The organism is Acinetobacter tandoii DSM 14970 = CIP 107469 (assembly GCF_000400735.1).
Classification (GTDB): domain Bacteria; phylum Pseudomonadota; class Gammaproteobacteria; order Pseudomonadales; family Moraxellaceae; genus Acinetobacter; species Acinetobacter tandoii.
Window position 1 is genome coordinate 265,694 of record NZ_KE007360.1, and the last position, 15,545, is coordinate 281,238.

Below are 15,545 nucleotides of genomic sequence, written 5' to 3' on the forward strand. Positions count from 1 at the left end.
TCCGCTTGTGCTTTGGCTTTTGCAGCAGCATCTGCCTGAGCTTTGGCTTTTGCAGCAGCATCCGCCTGCGCTTTGGCTTTTGCAGTAGCATCCGCCTGCGCTTTGGCTTTTGCAGTAGCATCTGCTTGCGTTTTGGCTTTTGCAGCAGCATCCGCCTGTGCTTTTTCAGCTTTGGCTTTTTCCTGAGCTAAACGAGCTGCTTGTTGCTCCGCTGTATTGGTTTTTGGTGGTGCAACAGGAATGACAGGAGCAGGCTCTATACTGGGTTCTGCTGTTTGCGTAATTTCAGGGGCAATATTCTCATGTGCAGTTTCTGTAAATTCAGTTTCTTCGCGAGGAGTAGGTTGTAAATCTTGCGGTTTGATCAATATGGTTTTGATTTGCTCGGGTGGTTTAGGTGGTTTACTCATTCCTAAATAAAGCAAGCCCACAACCGCAAGTACGTGTACACCGAAGGTAAAACCCAGTGCAATTGCGTTTTGTTTAAACGGTGGCTTTTGAAAATTCTTCATATTACTTTAAAGGTTCGGTCAGTAAACCCACTTGGGTTAAGCCTGCATCTTGAAGGCTTGACATTAAAGCCATCACTTCGCCATAAGGGCGAGTTTGATGACCATTAATCACAACATTTAATTTTTTGTTCTCTTGTTGAGCTTGTGCTTGAGACTCGACCAATTTTTGAGTCAGCTCTGTCAGTGCAAGCGGTCCAGTGGTTTGACCTTTTTGCTCCAAGAAGTATGTGCCATCAGCTTTTAAAGAAACAATAGAAGGAGCATCTTCAGACTGTAGCGGAGTGCCATTAGCTTGCGGTAAATCGACTTTAATGCCACTGGTGATCATAGGAGCGGTGACCATAAAGATCACCAAAAGCACCAACATGACATCAATATAAGGCACGACATTCATGTCGCTCTTTAATGGTTTTTTAATGCGCTCAAAGCGTCCTGAACGTTGAATCGCCATCAGTCATTTTCCTGAACAGAACCTACCGACTGACGTTGTAATAGCGCCACCATTTCTTCTGCAAACAGAGCACGGTCTGAATAAACAGCTTCGCCTTTAGCAGTAAAATGGTTGAAGGCTAGAACGGCTGGAATCGCTGCAAATAAACCAATCGCAGTTGCAATCAAAGCCTCCGCAATACCAGGTGCAACAGTCGCCAAGGTTACTTGATCGACATCTGCCAGACCAATAAAGGCATTCATAATGCCCCAAACAGTTCCGAACAAACCGACATAAGGTGCGACAGAACCGATACTGGCTAAAGCACCTAGACCTTGTTCTAAATTACCCTGATCGCGGCTTAAACCAACACGTAAAATACGTTCAGTACCTTCGATGGTTTGTTGTGTTGCTGCATGACGTTTTTTAAGTTTGAGGTATTCACCCAAACCTTGGTAGAAAATGTCTTCTAGCCCGACACGTTTAGAGTTGAGTTGAGCATTGTTGTAAAGGGTATTGAGTTCGGCACCCGACCAGAAGATTTTTTGGAAATGTTCATCATCTGCTTGGGCTTTTTTATAGCTCTGATGTAACTTGGCAATCAAAAACCAACTATAGAGTGATGCAAATAAAAGTAAAAGCATCACCAGTTGTACGACAGGACTTGCTTGTAAAATGAGGTCTGAAACGTGAAGTGTGGAGTCTAATTGATTTGCCATAGTTACACTGGAGTCGAGTTTTCTTAGATTTGTTCTAACTCTTTACGAATTAGATCGCGAATTTCATCTGGCAAACGACGAGGTTTCATTTCGGCACTGATACATGCTAACTCGACTTCGCCAGAAGCTAACAAGATTTCACCACGATAAATATTTTGTTGCAATACAAAAGACGTAGCTTTACACGAAACTACACTTGCTGTAACAGTAATGAGGTCATCCATGAGAATTGGACGCATATATTTAACATTAATTTTGTGCACCACGAAGTTGTAGTCTTTTTGGTGCCAGTAATGGTCTACACCAGAGGCACGTAACCATTCGGTACGGGTACGTTCCATAAAGCGAATATGGTTGGCATGATAGACAATACCGCCTGCGTCAGTGTCTTCAATATATACACGAATTTGAAATTCGAATTTGTTACTCATTTGGCTAGGCATTCCTGTGTTGTTAATACTATATCTATCAATATTTTGCTGAGATTTTTTGGCGAATGAAAAAATTAAATAACTTAAGTTTTTCAAAAAGTAGACGCATAGTAGACTAAATTGTATACTGCTTACTGGTGTTATTTGTTGCTAAATGAGTGCTAGTCAATGCCCAAGTCTGATCGTCTTAAATTCACCAAAACAACTATTGATGCTTTGAGTGAACCTGGTATTTACAGGGATAGCGAGCTAATTGGTTTTGCTATACGAGTAAATACTACATGTAAAACTTACATTGTTGAAAAGAAGGTCAAAGGCAAGTCAGTAAGAGCAACAATAGGTCTGCATGGCAACCTAACGCTATCTCAAGCGCGAATTTTAGCACAAGGTCTACTTTCGCAAATGGCACAAGGTTACAATCCAAATGAGGCAAAAAAGGCTGAGCGCCAGAAGATAGAAGGTGAGTTACTTACATTTAGACAGCATCCAACGCTTGAGCTTGCGTACAATGAATACCTAAAAAATAGAACCCTAAAGCCTCGAACTTTAAAAGACTATGACCAAGTTGTTAACGTCTATCTAAAAGATTGGAAGAGCTTCAAGATTGGTGAAATTTCAAGAGCTCAGGTCCAACAAAAATACACAGACTTATCGGAAAGAAGTCCAGCTCAAGCAAACTTAGCAATGGCTGTTTTAAGGGCTATCTTTAATTTTTCTCTAGAGCATTTTTTAGATGAAAACGATGAATCAATTATTACTTCTGTGAACCCAGTTTTGACCCTCAAGGCTAAGAGAACTTGGAATAAAATTAAACGCCGTAAAGGATATATTAAACAAGAACAGCTTTCTGATTGGGTTAATGCAGTAATGTCGTTTAGTGCTTTAAGGCAAGAAAGAAACACTGTTAGAGATTTCCTTATCACTCTAATTCTTACAGGCTTTCGACGTGATGAGTGTCAGACACTCAAGTGGGATTCAGTTGATTTAAAATATGGTTGGATCACCTCAAATGATCCAAAAAACGGTGAAGCTCATTCTCTGCCGATGGGGGATAGGCTGTGGGAAATAATGAGAAGTCGGGACGAACAGAAATTTAATGAATATGTTTTTTCATCCCCAAAATCCAAGTTAAAGGGATATACAACCAACCTATTTGATGCAAAGCGAAAAATTATTGAAGAAACTGGAATTCAGTTCACGTTTCATGATTTACGCCGTACATTTGGGACGATTGCGGAAAACCTAGATTACGGGCAATACACAATTAAAAGATTGTTAAACCACACTGTTACGGGTGATGTAACTGAAGGTTATATTCAGATAAGTGATAAAAAATTAAGGTTAGCAATGCAGGAAATTGAGGACATTGTTTTTGAAGGATATAAAAAAGGAGGTTAAACCTCCTTTCTTTACGCACACATTGTATTTGAGAGTTTTTGACCTTCAAAGTATTTAATAACATCACCTTTTGCATATGAAATTTTCCGCAATCCTTTAGTGAATGGAATGCCGCCACCTTCGCACCGTTTCAACTGTAACCATTGAAGAGATACATTAAAAACAAGTGCAACTGTTGTAGGTGGGAATATTGCATCATTCGGGGATTCCCAAAATAACTTCGTTGCTAACAACTTTTCTTCTTCAGTCATTTTTGAAAGTCTTGTTTGTCTGCTCATCAAGTCACCTCCTTCAAACTTTCCTCAACTTCAACCATAGGATTTGGTTTAGGTTTTGCCCATGTGGCAAATGCGCCATCTTCATTGCCGTAAATAGAAATTAGAAACCAGTCTCCACTTGCAACTGGTTGGTCTGGATTCCAAGCTAATAACTCTCCAGTTTCGTAATATTGCTGATAAAGATCGTAATCCTCTAACTCCACGGATGTAGTGAAGGTGTCAATATTAAAATGACGCTCTAATTCATCCCATTCAGATTTATTCAGGTATTCGGCATCACCATAATTTTCAGCCCAATATTTATCGAAGGCAGGGTGCGACCAATACCCTTCATCATTGCGAGTAACTTCAACAGGCATTAATTGATCAGTTTTTAGAATCATGCGTGCACACTCCATTCATCACAATTTAAATTTCGACAGCCTTCATAATCATAAGGATTGTCTTGCCATGTAATGCGTCCACAGCATGGACAATTAAAACGATGTTTTGGTTCCGATTTTTTGCGTTGAAGTTTCTTCACTATTTCAGGAGTTTTTAGGCCTGCACCAAATACCATTTTTCTCTTGTTGATTTGGCGATAATCGAAAGTCCGACGTTTCACTTTTTCAGCAATGTAGCGAGGTATTATAATGAAATTTTTATCGCTATTTAGAAATGCCTGAGCTTCTACTTCATCCAATGTAGAGGCTTGTGAAAAATCGGTAGTTGGATATGAATATCGATTCATCCAATAGACATCATTTCCATCCCATTTCTTTTTTTCATAAGCTACGTAGCCATAAACGCCATCAATGATTTGTGATTCTTTGGGTATGTATTGGCAATCAACCTTCCATACAGCTAAAGCATCTACATGATCAGCGGAAATTGGCAAGCAATCACCGTGTGAATCCGCCCAATACTCTTGAGCCTGTTTAAGTGTATACACGTGAGCCTGATCCAAGTCAGTGTGATAACCACAACCTTCATGGCGGTGCCAAACAACATTGGTTCCGAGATACCCATGAGCAGAAGTTAGGTAAAATCTATTCTTCATGACTTTGCTCCTCAACACGTTTATTCCATTTCTCAATAGCCTTGCCGTCTACCCATTCAGAAGTTGCATGACCTTTGGGCGCACCAACTCTTAGATTCACTGTGCAGCCAAACATTCGACACCCAATCTGAACAACGTATTCTCGAGTATGAGAATTGCCAATTCTTGCAATACCAGCCTCACCGCCACAAAAAGGGCATGGCTTCAATTCAAGACATGGGTCATAGAAGTTATTCATGACTTTGCTCCTGTACATCAACCAAGAATAAGGACATGATTTCCGTTCCTGCTTCATACCCGTATTCGCCATTTTCCACATCTTCTTGTGTGACGATGTGATCAATCGAATAACCTGATTTACCCAAAACAATCCCAAACCCAACATCGTGAAAATTTCCATCTGATCGAGGGTCACATAATTGATCAGCAAGACGTTCGCTGAAGTGTTCAATTGCGCATTCAGCTTCATGTTTTGCTTCAGCTAAAGTGTCGTGAATTTCATAATTTTCACCATCATGGCTAAAGTATTTAACTTTTTCAGTTGGCACCACAACAAACCCTTCAGGCACGGCTTGGGATTTGGCTTCTAACCATCCTAAAAGACGGAAAAATTCACCCGTGGTAGCAAAATCTTTAATATCTAAATCAAATCGATTAAATTCAGAGGCATCGAGAGCCTTCTTTTCTTTCTGAATATCCATCAAACTTCCCCACGCAATTTCTTTAATTGGATGATTATGTTGGCTGTTGCATGGTTTAGAGCTTTCTCAGCATCTCGAGTGCTTAAATTGTTTACATACAAGCCCATGGCTAACCACATAGCGCAAAATGAAAATTCTTTTACGGATTCGCCGCCTTCTTGTTTAAGAATGCCCATTACTGGTGAAACGGCCTTAGTGAAAATATCTTGAGCAATTGCACTCGGAGCCAAACCTACATCAATTTTTTTAATTTCTAATTCTTTAACACTCATCACTTCACCTCTACTGAGCAAAGATCTGCGCAAAATCCTGTTTTATGGTTGAAAATGCGCAAATAATTGCTCGAAATCTTTATTTAAATCCGCACACAGTGCAGTAAACGCCGTGGCGTACTGTGAATTTCTGACAATACATGCAGTATTCGATCATGCTGCAACTCTTAAAACTTTCGGGTGTTGACCGCGCAGGGTAGTAATTAGAACTTTCCCATGGCGCAAATACTGTTTTAAAAATACGGCGTAGCGATTCTGGGCAGGTGTGTTCATAACACCATGACAATTAACTTCTAATGATGGCTTGCCAGTTTTGAAGTATCGAACTACAGCAATGTGCTTTAAGAGTTTTGCTTGGTAGCCATCATTCAACAACCAAGTTTCAAAGCATGCCGCCATTTGAGGGTGAATTGTTTTACCACCTTCAGGTTCGATAGGGGTGTTTAGGTACTTCATGACTTTTCAATGCCTTCAGCCTTTTGCATTTGACTAACCGCTACGTTGTCATCAGCTACAACAGCGATGTAGACCATAGATGCCAATGAAATGAAGATCACAAGTACAGCGCATAAATTGCGAAAGATGTTCACTGGCTTTGAATACAACTCTTCTTGAGTTGGTTCTTGATACAAGATTTGTGTCGTTTGACTTTCGACTACGTCAAACACAGGTGTGTTGCTATGTGAAACTGATTGATCCATACTTTCCCCGCTACGTTAGGAGCCCTGATCGCCGTCCAAAGTTTTCAGGGCTTTTTAATGTCTGAAATTAAGCTGCGAATGTTCCGATACGCACAGGGTTTTCAGGCAGTAACTCAATTACTTTTGCTTTAAAGTCTTGAATGATTTCATCTAGCAACAGTTCTTCTTTTACGATTTGAATTGAGAAGACAGGCTTGTCATCGTTTGTATTAACGATTAGACGAAGAACAATAAGACGCTCATCTAATCCGAAATATGCAGAATCATGGATTTTGAAATACGCAGGTGTGAATTCTTCTTTTGAACGCGCTTCAACTTGTTCAAAGCGAGAACGGCTTTCAGATAAATTACCAACAGAATGATCAGCACTAACTGTGGCATCAATTTTCATATTACGGACTGCTGATAAAGCTTGAGCACCACCAATCACATTGCCGTCAGCATCGGTAATTTCTAATACGCTTACCCAATCTTCTAAGAAAACAGCAAAATCACGTTGAGATAACTTTTGGTCTTTAAGCGCATTAAGCTTTGACCAAACAACAGTAGGTTCAAGTTCTAATAAAGCTTTATGGTCGCAGTGTCCTTGTGAGAATCCTTTTGCAGCAAAGTTTAAAATTGCTGTTGCTGACACGTTTTTATGATCTACAAATACTGGGGCACCTGTAAGGCTAATTGCTTCATCTTCATTGCATTGAGGTTCCGCTGATAAAACGTAGCTTTTGAAGTCTTCAAAAGATGGGGTTTTAAGTACACCACGAGCACGATTGCGACCGTTTTGGAATTCTTCCAAATCATTAACGGTGTAGTCGTTATTTAGTGCAATTAAACCGCCACGAGTTAAATCTGTAGCCGGGTTGCCAAGTGTCGCGATTGCTTTTGCTTCAGTGTTTTCCATTTGGAACTTTCCTATTGGTAGTAAAAAATTAAAAGGGTTTGAGTTGTTGATTAAGCTTTATCGAATTGTTCAAACAATTGCTTTGTGTGGTTTGCAAAAATAGTGACGCTGCCATCATTGTTTAAATACATAGGTGTTTCAGAAGTGGTGTCTTCTGAGCGTTTACCTTTTGCAGTTGGTTCGACATAGGCAAGGGTATGAGAGATATTCACCTGGTTAGATTCACCAATACGTGAAACATCGATAGTCACTTGGACTTTGCCTTTTTTGCCGTTTGCCACAACGCCTTGAGCTACTTCTGAAATAGCGATACCTAGTTGTTGAGCGAAGTTACCGCCTGATAGATCGGCAATGAATTGGGGTGCATCGGTTTGTTTATTTATAGACATGTGGTTTCTCACAGTTGGGTTGTTGTCTGTGAAATAAATACTAACTTTAGTTAGTGGTATAGTCAATACAAAAGTTAGCATTATTTGCTAACCTTTCTTAATGGTGACTAACTTTTGTGTTTTAATAGGTAAAAGAAAACCCACCACAGTGGTGGGGTAGGAGCATTATGAAAAAATTTCTAATATTGATGCTAGTTATTCAATCTTGCATTTTTCTATTGATTTACAGGTTTGTTGATTGGGGCACTAGCTTCTCTATTTTCGCTCTTTGGATTTGCGGAATATTGTTCGGAATCAGTGTGGGAGAAATACTTCAAGATCATAAAAATAAAAGTGATAAAAGCTAAAACGGCCAAAAAAGTTGATCTTCTTTCTGGGTTGGTAAAAAGTGATACAACCCAGTGAACCAAAGATGATGTCCAGTGTTTCTTATTATTCCAACCAATAAAAAACACAGAGTCACCTGGTTTATTTTCATGAACTATATCCTCTCCATCCCACCATTTTTTTATTTTTTTAATCATTTATCACCAAATCATATTTTTCTATATAAACCAAAAACTTTTACAACCAAACATTAACCAGCAGATAGTTAGATTACCATTTTTCAATTCTGGTTATTTGCCAAACCCAACCATAAATTTGAAAATCTTGTTCGATTCGTTCAGCAGCAGTTAATACTTGTTCTGGAAATTCAGCAGAGTTATCTGAAACTATACGAACACCACCGAAAGGCATATTGTATAGGCGTTTGGCATAATGCAAACCACCGATACAAATTACAAAAATTCGCCCATCTTTGATTTCAGTGCGGCCTAAATCAATGTGGATTGTGTCACCGTCCTGAATAGTTGGAGACATAGAGTCACCTGAAGCTGTTGCAGCTACAGCATTTCCTTTTGTTATTGAGAGATTTCTAAGGGTTGCTTTCGATATACGTAACTTGCGCTTTTCATTTGCGATATGATCATTGATCGCACCAGAACCACAGGCAAATGAAAAGTCCTTAAAGAATGGAATCTCAACTTCATCTTCATCTAACGGGGTATCATCATCCCAAGTAGTTATGGGAGTCAGGTTAGGTATAGCACTTGAAGATCCTTTTCCTGTTAATAACCACTCATCATCTACATTTAATAATTTTGCAATTTGTTTTAATGCTTCCGTTTTAGGAACATTTTCCCCTCTAAGCCACTTAGTAACCGCTGCTGAAGATTTTCCAGTTGCTCGGGCAATATCAGCTTGCTTCAAATTTTTCTCATCTAATTTTTGCTGAATTCTTTCATGAAGAAACATGGCATATATCCATATAAAACACTAACTAATGTTAATACACAATATTGCAACTTAGGTCAGCACATGCTAACTTACGTTAATTGATAAATGCTAACTTAGGTAAGTAAATGAAAGTGGAAGACCTCATGCACCACCACAAGTGCAAAACCCGCCGTGAATTAGCGTTAAAAACTGGATATTCCGAAGTGACTTTATGGAAGTGGGAAAAAAAAGGAATCCCTCTTCGCACACAAGCAGTATTCGAACTAACCACTAAGGGGAAGTTAAAGGCTGACTTAGCATCCTTAACTTCATAACCCAATTATGTTTCGGTCAATGTTTTAAATAAACGTGAAAAATCAAAAGGATTTCACAAATGCAAGAAATATCGCTTAGCCGTGAAGCACAAACGGCCATTTTTAAAATGATCAACCAGACTAAGGGTATTTCACCAAAAGAAATTGCCCAGGTTACTGGTGACTCACATAACACAATTTGCAACTACGGAAACGTAGGTATGCCAAACCACCTGCCGAGTTTAAAGAAGCTCGAAACAATCATGATGTATACGCAGAACCCAGAAATTTTAAAAGTATGGGCACATCAACTTGGCTATGCATTGGTGCCAGTTAGCTGTGACTCAAGCAAACATCACGAGTTATCAATTTTTGAAGCAATGATGCAGCACAACATTAAGAGCGGAAAGGCAAACCATGTTGTGTATGAAGCTTATGAAGATGGCGTTATCACACCTGCGGAATATGAAGAAATTCACCAATTGACGCAGGGCTTAACAGAGTTGATTGCGGCGGTTGATCAAGCAGCGCTTAAGCAAATGAAGAAATACACGGCAAGCATAGAAACAGAAAAAGCCTGATGGTCGAGATCAGGCTTTTAACGTTGATAACCCAGAAGGAAATCAAATGAACATGCCAATCAATATATCACAAATTAAGACGATGACAAATCTAGAGCTTTTGGACCTGATCAATGAGATCCGAAAAAGTCATGGTGAAAGCATTATTCGATTGAACGATTTCAATGTCCGAATTGTTGATGAGCTGGACGGGGAGAACTACGAAAGTTTCGTAGTATTCAATCCAAACAAAACAACGTCCCAAGGTTTTCACTTAACACTGGAGCAATGCACCTTGATTGGTATGCGCGAATCAAAAGGTGTACGTAAAAGTGTTTTGCATAAGCTCAAAGAATTAGAAAGTGCCCAACCTAAAGAATTAAGTCGAATGGATCTTATTCAATTGGCTTTGGCTGCTGAACAAGAGAACGAGGCACTTAAACAACATGTTGCTGTGCTCGAACCTAAGGCACAAGTGGTTGATGTGATTGCTGACACGGTGAACACCTATACCATTCGTGAAACTGCAAAAACCATAGGTGTTCAAGAATCAAAGCTGATTGATCTCATGCTTCAAAAGCGCTGGGTATATCGAGAGAACAGCCATTGTCGCCGTTTATGTGCCTATGCACATCGAATAGACCAAAAGGTCATGACCAACAAAGTATCAAAAGTCATAGTAAGTGCTGAGGGTGACAAAGTATTCACTCAAGCACGTGTCACAGCGTTCGGATTAACAAGATTGACGGCGCTTGTAGCTGCTGCGGGGTTATTGAATAAATGAGTCACTATTCAACATTAAAAGGGCTAGGTAGAGCAATTGCATACTTCCCACAACTTGGAATTCATTTGGGAAATCCGTTGGCAGGTATATTCCTAAGCCAGCTTGTGTATTGGCATGACAAAACTGATTGCGAATTGGGTGTGTATAAGACATCTGATGAATGGCAGAAAGAAACAGGTTTGACTTACAGTCACCAAAAAACTGCACGTAAATTGCTTAAAGACTTAGGTATTTTGAGTGAAACAGAGAAGCGCTTAGAACATAAGCTGTACTTTAAATTAAACATTGAAGCATTCGATGAATGGTTTGAAAAGTGCATTAATTCAGGCCAAAACCGCGAAAGTGAAACTGAAAATTCGCGAACTCGAAATCCTACATTCGGGAGTGAGCAAGAACAATATTCGGGGACGAAGGAATCCTTTATCCGCGGTGAAGCTGAAAGCACATCCGTTATACACAATATTACTTCAGAGACTACAGCAGAGATTACTTCAAAAGATTTAAGTACTGCTGCAAGCAAGAAACAAAACAAGTTTGATTTCAAATCTGCTCTGATCAACAACGGTGTACCAGAGAAAACCGCAACTGAGTTCATGCAAGTTCGAAAAGCAAAAGGCGGTGTAAACACAGAGCGTGCATTCACACTTCTTGAAAACCAAATAGCAAAAACAGAATTAACTTTTGCACAGGGTATCGAGTATTGCTTGAACCGCCAAAAGCCTTGGGCTGCATTTGAAGCTCAGTGGTACTTCAACGAGCAAAACAGAACGACACAGCAGTCTTATCAGCAAAGCCCACAGCCACAGCGGCGCCGTCGCTTTGGTAGCCAAGATCAACCTGCACAGATGCGTGATGTGAGAGGAGAATGCGCATGAGCAATATCCAAACCTTTGAACAAGAATTCGCTGTGACTTTCCCTGTAGAAATGGCTCAAATGGTTTTGGACCGTATGAGTGATTTATACGGCGCTGCATTCAAAAAGAATTTTGAAGTTTATGACGACGACCAAGAACTTGTTCAGTTGGCATGTACAGTTTTCAATGGCCTAACACCTGCAGATATCGCACGTGGATTAAAGCGTATGAATTCTGAAGAGTGGTGCCCAAAGAACCTGCCAACATTTCGCAGTTGGTGTGAACAGGGTGGTGACTGGTGGACTGCTGACATGGCTTGGGCGAAGGCAATGCAGTATGAGTCAGATCCACAGACCAAAATCACAAAGTTGACCAAGCGCGCACTAGATGAGGTTCGCTTTGTGTTGACCAACGAGGGGCAGAAGGCAGCTCACTACGCGTTTAAAGATATTTATCAGGATTATCAAATTCGCGCCAAAGCAGTCGGGAAAGTACAGGAGTGGCATGAGGAATTGGTGCAGTTACCTGTTAAGGGTGAAGCTGAATCATATAAACCATATTCAAATGTAGAGGCTCAAGCGGCTTTAGCGAACCTGAAACAACGCATGCATGTGCGTAACCGTCCAGTTGTTAAACCTCAGGAATTAAAACCAACTGAAAAATCGCAACAAGTAAAGCAAGAGCTTGGTCCAGATCCGTTTGATAACCCAGAGGCATATGCAGAAATGTGTCGCCGTGATGGATTGTCTGTGCCTAGAGATATTGCTGCTTTGGTAGGAGGTGGGGTGTGAGTTTTATTGTTCCAGAGAAATTCAGAATTAAATCGGGACCATTGGCGAGCAATGAGAGCTATGGGAACAATGGTGCATTTTGGGTGAAGACCAAGAAATGTGTTTTCACTGTCATTGCTAGTGATCAAATGGGTTGGGAGCATGTCAGTGTTTCACTTCCAACACGCTGTCCAACTTGGGAAGAAATGTGTTTCATCAAGTCCCTGTTTTGGGGTGAAGATGATTGCGTAATTCAGTATCACCCACCTAAAAGCGACTATGTGAATAACCATCCATTCTGCCTGCACTTATGGAAACCAACTGAGCAAACCCTACCAACGCCGCCAAGCTTTATGGTGGGTAAGGCTGGTGCAGCATGAACGAATTACTACAGCAACGCATTCAAGCCGTCCAGATCGGCAGAAACACCACCTTTGCACAGATGGAGCAGAAGAAATCACTTCGAGATGAGCTTGATTCACAGCTCGAAGCATTCTTATCAAATGGTGGTGCTATCGAGCAATTGCCTCAAGGCTTTTCGGGGGAATACAACAAGGGTTGGAATAATTCAAAACCCAAAGCTCAAAAGACCATGCGTGAAGTGATGGCGAGTGCTGTGTCAGAAGCGCGTGCAAGAAGAAACAACCCAAGCGTTACCGCGAGAAATGAAGCGCTCAACAAGGGGGAAAAGCGCTATCACGGAACCACTTGCAAGGCGTGTGGTGGAACCTTGCGATATACGTCAAACAATTGCTGTGTTGGATGCGATAAAGCTGCATCGATAGTGAGAACCAAGAAGCTTAGAGAAAAGCGCAAATCTGAGAAGGTGAAATCATGAATTTAACAATCGAGAGAATGCGTGAAATTGTGGATGGTGCACCCGAATGGGCTGTGTGCTGGAACGCTCATATGGGGATGTATACAAACGGGTTTATTAGATGTAGTAGCGATATTCACCTTAAAGACATCCGTGCAGCACTTGCTGACCATGACCGCACGGACGATGTATCCGACATTAGAAATCATATTGCACCAACAACAATAGTTACTGACCTTCATGTAAATGAAGCTCTGAAATTAAATGGATTGGGGTGACATCATGAAAAAAGGCGACCGCGTAGAAGTAGATTTCATCAGTGAGTCTGCAACTGACTATTCTGGAAAACGCTTTCATGGCTACGGCGTTTTAGATCGAGTGGAAGATGGGCGAGTAATGGGGCGCTTGAATGATGGCACGCCGTTTAGCTGTCTTGAAGCAGATGTGAAGGTCATTCAAGAAGTGGATTTACGGAAAGAATTTGAACCATTTTTCACGAAGCAACCATTCTTTAATAGCTTGAAGTATCAGCACGGCGACCGCTTATTCGATTTTGATGAAGGCATTGGGTACCGCAATTTAACCGTACAAGTTGGCTATGTATGTTTCTGCAAAGATGATCGGGAGTTTGTACTGAATGACTAAAATCCTGATTGGTATTGATACAGGAGTGAATACAGGCTTCGCCGTTGCTGCAGACCGTGGCAATGGTGGGGAGCTGGAGCAAGTGGGGTCTTTATCAATTACTCAGGCAATGGAGAAGGTAAAGGAATTAATTGAACAATGGGGAATCAGTAACGTCTGTTTATACATTGAAGATGCTCGGAAGCGTACCTGGTTCACTGGAGGTCGTGAAAAGTCTCAAGGTGTTGGATCAGTAAAGCGTGATGCGCAAATTTGGGAGGATTGGTGCAAAGAGCAGGGTTTTAAATTTTTAATGGTTCATCCAGCAGCAAATGCAACGAAAAAGAAAGCTACGGATTTTAAGCGTATGACTGGTTGGGTTGGTCGTACGAATGAGCATGCACGTGATGCAGCAATGTTGGTTTTTAAAAGATTTGCCAAGTTTTGAGGGATAGGGCATGAATGCAGTAGTGAAAAAACAAATCATGGATTGGTCTAAGCGTTCTGCCCACCAGTGGTTAGAACAATATGGGCTTTGGGTAAGATCAGTAAAATTTAATGTAACAGCCAATCCATTAGCAATACTAATTGACCAAAATGACAAAAGCAGAGTCCGCGCAAGTCGCGTATCTATGGTATGTGAGATTAATGATTTTGAGGCAGTGCAGGTAAGTAAATTACTCGCATCAATGCACAATGACAGTCGTGAGTATTTAGCCTCAAGAGCATGGTATTTAATACTTTATTATGAAAATGAGTGGTCGTATTTATCAATTGCAATTGCACATAAATGCAGTAAAGCTACGATTAGAGCGGAAATTGACAAAGGTCTTGCATACCTGGATGGGAAAATAGATATGTTGCAATCTTGACAGTGCAGCACACTTGGTTTAAATTCGTGTTATGGTGGCAAGTTGTTATGCTTTCACCAGTATCTAAAAGCTCATCTAAAGGTGGGCTTTTTTGTTGCCTGTGTTATAAATATATCTCCAAAGTAAAATAGAGAATAATCAGGTGACAAAACAGTATATTGGAATCACAAATAGTAGCATTAAAGGTGATGAAAAATATTATGAATATGCTCAAGTGTGGTCAGATGGTGTAATTCGCCTTGTGAAAGATCTGGAGTCAGCGACAAAATTTAAATCAGAACAAGAAGCAATTGATTCATTATTTAACGCCAGCCTGTGGGTTTGTGAATATCAAGATGGAAAAATTAAACCCTTACAACTATCCCGATAGGGAGAGCAGTGTTGATGGCTAATAAATATGAATTAAATGTATTTTAGATGCATTTTAGGTATTGCAATCTGTTTAGGTTTTCTGCAAAATTCGCGTCAGATTTAGTAGATAGTTCCCTGACTAATCTTTTAAATTTTAATAGCCTACAATGTAATTTGTGGGTTTTTTTATGGCGGCACATTTATTCGTAGTGGTTTAAATTGAATGCCGCCACCTAATTTTAAGCTCATCGAATGATGGGCTTTTTTGTTGCTTCTAAAAAGGTGCTTGTGACATGCACAAGTGAGTAGCTAGGGGAAGAGAATGCCCACATTCTAAAGCTTGCTAATTAGCTAAAGACTGTTTGAGTAAGCACGTTTAGATCCCACGAAAGAGGATACAACCCATGCAGTTCATCGAGCATGGATAGGATATGCAGGAAAGCAAGAATCAGATTTGGGAGTGATGCCCCGCCAAAAAATGAATACGAAAGCTGAAAACTAAAAATACTGTGCCTATCCAGTGGTTTTTAAAGTAAGCGAGTAGCCGTGGACCACAGCACTGAGCTTCTGTGGT

Annotated in this window: 28 protein-coding genes and 1 pseudogene; 13 read left to right on the forward strand and 16 right to left on the reverse strand. The window is 40.5% G+C overall.

The window, feature by feature from the left end; all coding sequences use genetic code 11:
- The 4 genes and pseudogenes from I593_RS02150 to ybgC form a co-directional block, all read right to left on the reverse strand.
- Positions 1-512 (reverse strand): annotated as a pseudogene (locus I593_RS02150) (cell envelope integrity protein TolA); the annotation flags it as partial.
- A gap of 1 nt (position 513) precedes the next feature.
- Complete coding sequence (tolR, locus tag I593_RS02155) at positions 514-963, reverse strand: protein TolR (protein ID WP_016165953.1); 450 nt, start codon at positions 961-963, stop codon at positions 514-516.
- Complete coding sequence (tolQ, locus tag I593_RS02160; RefSeq protein ID WP_016165954.1) at positions 963-1,661, reverse strand: protein TolQ; 699 nt, start codon at positions 1,659-1,661, stop codon at positions 963-965. Before tolQ ends, tolR begins: the two co-directional genes overlap by 1 nt.
- A 23-nt stretch (positions 1,662-1,684) precedes the next feature.
- Positions 1,685-2,092, reverse strand: a complete 408-nt coding sequence (ybgC, locus tag I593_RS02165; protein ID WP_016165955.1) for a tol-pal system-associated acyl-CoA thioesterase — start codon at positions 2,090-2,092, stop codon at positions 1,685-1,687.
- 168 nt (positions 2,093-2,260) lie between these two features.
- On the opposite strand from ybgC, the gene I593_RS02170 reads away from it, so the two are divergent.
- On the forward strand, positions 2,261-3,490 hold the full coding sequence (locus I593_RS02170; protein ID WP_016165956.1) for an integrase family protein: 1,230 nt from the start codon (positions 2,261-2,263) through the stop codon (positions 3,488-3,490).
- Positions 3,491-3,501: 11 nt separating this feature from the next.
- On the opposite strand, the gene I593_RS02175 is transcribed toward I593_RS02170, so the two are convergent.
- The 12 genes from I593_RS02175 to I593_RS02230 form a co-directional block, all read right to left on the reverse strand.
- Entirely contained in the window at positions 3,502-3,768 is a 267-nt protein-coding gene (locus I593_RS02175; RefSeq protein WP_016165957.1) for a hypothetical protein, read from the reverse strand.
- Positions 3,768-4,151 carry a hypothetical protein gene (locus I593_RS02180; protein WP_016165958.1) on the reverse strand — a complete coding sequence of 128 codons (384 nt, stop codon included), beginning with the start codon at positions 4,149-4,151 and terminating at the stop codon, positions 3,768-3,770. The genes I593_RS02175 and I593_RS02180 overlap by 1 nt, the downstream gene beginning before the upstream one ends.
- Positions 4,148-4,807, reverse strand: a complete 660-nt coding sequence (locus I593_RS02185) for a hypothetical protein (RefSeq protein ID WP_016165959.1) — start codon at positions 4,805-4,807, stop codon at positions 4,148-4,150. Before I593_RS02185 ends, I593_RS02180 begins: the two co-directional genes overlap by 4 nt.
- A complete protein-coding gene (locus I593_RS20580) occupies positions 4,797-5,045 on the reverse strand; it encodes a Lar family restriction alleviation protein (RefSeq protein ID WP_016165960.1) in 249 nt (82 codons plus the stop codon). The genes I593_RS02185 and I593_RS20580 overlap by 11 nt, the downstream gene beginning before the upstream one ends.
- Positions 5,038-5,508, reverse strand: coding sequence for a hypothetical protein (locus tag I593_RS20585; protein WP_016165961.1), 471 nt, complete (start codon positions 5,506-5,508; stop codon positions 5,038-5,040). The genes I593_RS20580 and I593_RS20585 overlap by 8 nt, the downstream gene beginning before the upstream one ends.
- On the reverse strand, positions 5,508-5,780 hold the full coding sequence (locus I593_RS02200) for a hypothetical protein (RefSeq protein WP_016165962.1): 273 nt from the start codon (positions 5,778-5,780) through the stop codon (positions 5,508-5,510). The genes I593_RS20585 and I593_RS02200 overlap by 1 nt, the downstream gene beginning before the upstream one ends.
- A 153-nt stretch (positions 5,781-5,933) precedes the next feature.
- Complete coding sequence (locus tag I593_RS02205; protein ID WP_016165963.1) at positions 5,934-6,236, reverse strand: hypothetical protein; 303 nt, start codon at positions 6,234-6,236, stop codon at positions 5,934-5,936.
- Positions 6,233-6,481 carry a hypothetical protein gene (locus tag I593_RS02210; RefSeq protein ID WP_016165964.1) on the reverse strand — a complete coding sequence of 83 codons (249 nt, stop codon included), beginning with the start codon at positions 6,479-6,481 and terminating at the stop codon, positions 6,233-6,235. Before I593_RS02210 ends, I593_RS02205 begins: the two co-directional genes overlap by 4 nt.
- A gap of 67 nt (positions 6,482-6,548) precedes the next feature.
- Entirely contained in the window at positions 6,549-7,379 is an 831-nt protein-coding gene (locus I593_RS02215; RefSeq protein WP_016165965.1) for a DUF2303 family protein, read from the reverse strand.
- Between the two features lie 50 nt (positions 7,380-7,429).
- Positions 7,430-7,768: a hypothetical protein gene (locus I593_RS02220; RefSeq protein ID WP_228130556.1), complete on the reverse strand. Its 339-nt coding sequence runs from the start codon at positions 7,766-7,768 to the stop codon at positions 7,430-7,432.
- A gap of 215 nt (positions 7,769-7,983) precedes the next feature.
- On the reverse strand, positions 7,984-8,292 hold the full coding sequence (locus tag I593_RS02225) for a hypothetical protein (RefSeq protein WP_016165967.1): 309 nt from the start codon (positions 8,290-8,292) through the stop codon (positions 7,984-7,986).
- A gap of 73 nt (positions 8,293-8,365) precedes the next feature.
- On the reverse strand, positions 8,366-9,064 hold the full coding sequence (locus I593_RS02230) for an XRE family transcriptional regulator (RefSeq protein ID WP_016165968.1): 699 nt from the start codon (positions 9,062-9,064) through the stop codon (positions 8,366-8,368).
- Between the two features lie 107 nt (positions 9,065-9,171).
- On the opposite strand from I593_RS02230, the gene I593_RS02235 reads away from it, so the two are divergent.
- The 12 genes from I593_RS02235 (at position 9,172) to I593_RS02290 (ending at position 14,990) form a co-directional block, all read left to right on the forward strand.
- A complete protein-coding gene (locus I593_RS02235; RefSeq protein WP_016165969.1) occupies positions 9,172-9,360 on the forward strand; it encodes a hypothetical protein in 189 nt (62 codons plus the stop codon).
- A 59-nt stretch (positions 9,361-9,419) separates the two neighbouring features.
- Complete coding sequence (locus tag I593_RS02240) at positions 9,420-9,920, forward strand: phage regulatory CII family protein (protein WP_016165970.1); 501 nt, start codon at positions 9,420-9,422, stop codon at positions 9,918-9,920.
- 46 nt (positions 9,921-9,966) lie between these two features.
- Positions 9,967-10,683: a phage antirepressor KilAC domain-containing protein gene (locus tag I593_RS02245; protein WP_016165971.1), complete on the forward strand. Its 717-nt coding sequence runs from the start codon at positions 9,967-9,969 to the stop codon at positions 10,681-10,683.
- Positions 10,680-11,558, forward strand: coding sequence for a hypothetical protein (locus I593_RS02250; protein ID WP_016165972.1), 879 nt, complete (start codon positions 10,680-10,682; stop codon positions 11,556-11,558). Before I593_RS02245 ends, I593_RS02250 begins: the two co-directional genes overlap by 4 nt.
- Positions 11,555-12,328, forward strand: coding sequence for a hypothetical protein (locus tag I593_RS20780; protein ID WP_016165973.1), 774 nt, complete (start codon positions 11,555-11,557; stop codon positions 12,326-12,328). The genes I593_RS02250 and I593_RS20780 overlap by 4 nt, the downstream gene beginning before the upstream one ends.
- Positions 12,325-12,687 (forward strand): DUF7694 domain-containing protein, encoded by a 363-nt coding sequence (locus tag I593_RS02260; protein ID WP_016165270.1) that lies wholly within the window; start codon positions 12,325-12,327, stop codon positions 12,685-12,687. The genes I593_RS20780 and I593_RS02260 overlap by 4 nt, the downstream gene beginning before the upstream one ends.
- Positions 12,684-13,145, forward strand: a complete 462-nt coding sequence (locus I593_RS02265; RefSeq protein ID WP_016165271.1) for a hypothetical protein — start codon at positions 12,684-12,686, stop codon at positions 13,143-13,145. The genes I593_RS02260 and I593_RS02265 overlap by 4 nt, the downstream gene beginning before the upstream one ends.
- A complete protein-coding gene (locus tag I593_RS02270; protein ID WP_016165272.1) occupies positions 13,142-13,402 on the forward strand; it encodes a hypothetical protein in 261 nt (86 codons plus the stop codon). Before I593_RS02265 ends, I593_RS02270 begins: the two co-directional genes overlap by 4 nt.
- A gap of 4 nt (positions 13,403-13,406) precedes the next feature.
- Complete coding sequence (locus tag I593_RS02275) at positions 13,407-13,769, forward strand: hypothetical protein (protein ID WP_026440883.1); 363 nt, start codon at positions 13,407-13,409, stop codon at positions 13,767-13,769.
- Positions 13,762-14,196: a hypothetical protein gene (locus I593_RS02280; RefSeq protein WP_016165274.1), complete on the forward strand. Its 435-nt coding sequence runs from the start codon at positions 13,762-13,764 to the stop codon at positions 14,194-14,196. Before I593_RS02275 ends, I593_RS02280 begins: the two co-directional genes overlap by 8 nt.
- A 10-nt stretch (positions 14,197-14,206) precedes the next feature.
- Positions 14,207-14,620 (forward strand): antiterminator Q family protein, encoded by a 414-nt coding sequence (locus tag I593_RS02285; protein ID WP_016165275.1) that lies wholly within the window; start codon positions 14,207-14,209, stop codon positions 14,618-14,620.
- A 142-nt stretch (positions 14,621-14,762) separates the two neighbouring features.
- Complete coding sequence (locus tag I593_RS02290; protein WP_016165276.1) at positions 14,763-14,990, forward strand: hypothetical protein; 228 nt, start codon at positions 14,763-14,765, stop codon at positions 14,988-14,990.
- The last annotated feature ends 555 nt before the right edge of the window (positions 14,991-15,545 follow it).